General features: G+C 23.6%; 3 protein-coding genes. All 3 read right to left on the reverse strand.

The window, feature by feature from the left end:
* Positions 1-946 (reverse strand): CCA tRNA nucleotidyltransferase (locus VN21_RS15980; RefSeq protein WP_052952120.1); only part of this gene is annotated, 946 nt, incomplete at its 3' end.
* 96 nt (positions 947-1,042) lie between these two features.
* Positions 1,043-1,861 carry a sporulation transcription factor Spo0A gene (gene spo0A, locus VN21_RS15985; protein WP_046824136.1) on the reverse strand — a complete coding sequence of 273 codons (819 nt, stop codon included), beginning with the start codon at positions 1,859-1,861 and terminating at the stop codon, positions 1,043-1,045.
* Between the two features lie 55 nt (positions 1,862-1,916).
* Positions 1,917-2,108 (reverse strand): hypothetical protein, encoded by a 192-nt coding sequence (locus tag VN21_RS15990; RefSeq protein WP_046824137.1) that lies wholly within the window; start codon positions 2,106-2,108, stop codon positions 1,917-1,919.
* Positions 2,109-2,659 lie beyond the last annotated feature (551 nt).

Consider the following 2,659-nt stretch of genomic DNA (forward strand, 5'->3'; position numbering starts at 1 on the left):
ATAAATAATTTAGACTTTCATGTCCTATTTCCTTTAAATAAATCTTTATAGCTATTTTATCATCGATTATTTTATTATCTAAATTATCTAAAATTGTAATGCATTGACTTTTTATTTTGTTAGAATATCTTAATAAATTCAATATTTTTTTGCTTTCGTTAATGTCCCCTAGAATATATATAAATATACTTAATCTTATTACTAAATCGTTTTTACTCGACTTAAGTTTAATTAAATCGTTTTTGTTCATTTTTACATTTTTTATTTTAAATATATCAAACAAATTTGCATCATAAAGTATATATATTTTTTCAGGATAATCACTAAGTAGAATTTTATTTAATTCCTCTTGTATTCTTTCTGAGCTTATATTTTTTATCAATTTTATATTTTTATAAATGCTTTCCAATGTTTTATTATCTATTTCGAAATTAAGCTTAGAACTAAATCTAACAGCTCTTATTATTCTAAGCCCATCTTCTTTAAATCTTTCATCTGCATCTCCTACTGTTCTTATTACTTTTTTATTTATATCCTCTATCCCATTAAATGCATCAACTATTCCTACTTTATGATTATAGGCAATAGAATTTATGGTAAAATCACGTCTTTTTAAATCTTGTACTATATCACTTGTAAATTCTACAGATTCAGGTCTTCGGTTATCATTGTACGTTCCATCAATTCTATATGTTGTAATTTCATATTCATTTTTATTTTTTATTAAAGTTATTGTTCCATGCTTTATTCCAGTTTCAATTACTCTATAATTTTTAAAAATCCTGATTGTATCTTCAGGTTTTGCATTTGTAGTTATATCGTAATCGTTAGGTTTTATTCCTACAATTGAATCTCTTACACATCCGCCTACTATATAAGCTTCATATCCATTTATATATATATCATTTATTATATCTTTCACATCAATTGGCATATCTATTTTCATCATTTCACCTCAATTTAGTAAACTACTATATATTTTATACATTTACACAAAAAAATAAAGCCTTCAATTTCTGAAGACTTTGTTTTTCATAATTTATTATTTAACCATGCTGTGTTCTAATCTTAATTTATCCGCAATCATCGCTATAAACTCAGAGTTTGTTGGTTTTCCTTTTGTATTATGAACTGTATATCCAAATAATTGATTTATAGTATCAACCTTACCTCTGCTCCATGCAACTTCTATTGCATGTCTTATAGCTCTTTCAACCCTACTTGGAGTTGTGTTAAACTTTTTAGCTATACTTGGGTATAATTCCTTTGTTACTGCCCCTAATAATTCAACATTGTCTATAACCATCTTTATAGCTTCTCTTAAATATAAATATCCTTTTATATGTGCTGGAACTCCTATTTCGTGTATTATATTTGTTATTTCAGTTTCTATATTTCCTACATTTTTCACGAAATCAGTTTTAGTCATTTTTATATCCATATTATTATTTGATCTTGAATTAGAATCTACTACTGTATTTTTATTTGAAACTAATCCTCTTATTCTATTTATAAATATTACAAAGTCAAAAGGTTTAACTATGTAATAGTCTGCTCCTAAGTTTATGGCACTTTGTGTTATTTTATCTTGACCTACTGCAGATAATACTATTATCTTAGGCATTTTAGGTAAGTTCATAGAATTTAATTTTTCAATTACCCCTAACCCATCAAGATGTGGCATTATAACATCTAAAACTAATACATCTGGTTGTGTTCTTGAAACTAAATCTAAAGCTTCTATTCCATCCTTTGCAATTCCTAATATTTCAATATCATCCTCATTAGATAAATACTCTCTTAATACTTGACAAAAATCCCTGTTATCATCTGCTAAAACTATTTTTATTTTTTCGCTCATTAAATTTTTCCCCCCATAGAATTATAAATTTATTTAAATATTTTCTAATTTTTCACTAATAACCTATTCGACATTTAATATTTATATTCCTTCTGTTTATTTTTATTTTTATATATATACTTATATTGTGTAATTTTTTATTTAAATTCACACCACTTAGTCTACATATACCTTCTATGTTTTCATCTGGATATATTTCTCTTGAGTTTATGAATGTTTTTAATTTTATTTCATTTAAACTACTCATGTACTCCCCCTATTTTAAAAGTAAATAATCTATACTATACTATTAAATTAGATTTTTCTCTAAAATATGCTTATTTAGTCAAAATAAAAGGATATATACAGAACTTAAAAGTTCAATATATAACCTCCTATTATATTTCAGTATAATAATTTTATTTAACAGTAATGATTTTTAATTATATAATATATTCCGAATAAAACTTATATTATTTACATAAAAAAGCTAGCTATAGGTGCAACAGCCGTAACAACAAATGCTATTATTATTAAAAATATAGCAACTCTTTTCATCCCTAAGTTTTTTGATTTTTTTTCTTGTTTTATCATTTTAACCTATCCTTTCAGTTATAACGTTAATTTGTATATTTTATTATACAACTTACAAATATATTAATCAAAAAAATTTTATGCTTAAATCAATACAATTTTAGTTTAAATAGTAAAATTCATTTAAAAATACTTGTATTTAGCTAATCTAAAGTAAATATTCTATAGTATTATAAAATACCCTTTATATTTTTAATTTTTATGGATTTTTAAAACTAATCAATA

This window comes from Paraclostridium benzoelyticum, from assembly GCF_001006285.1.
GTDB lineage: Bacteria > Bacillota > Clostridia > Peptostreptococcales > Peptostreptococcaceae > Paraclostridium > Paraclostridium benzoelyticum.

Bases quoted from the DNA above. Each gene is read 5' to 3' on its own strand.
- spo0A (WP_046824136.1), bottom strand. From the start codon at position 1,861: ATGAGCGAAAAAATAAAAATAGTTTTAGCAGATGATAACAGGGATTTT.
- VN21_RS15990 (WP_046824137.1), bottom strand. From the start codon at position 2,108: ATGAGTAGTTTAAATGAAATAAAATTAAAAACATTCATAAACTCAAGA.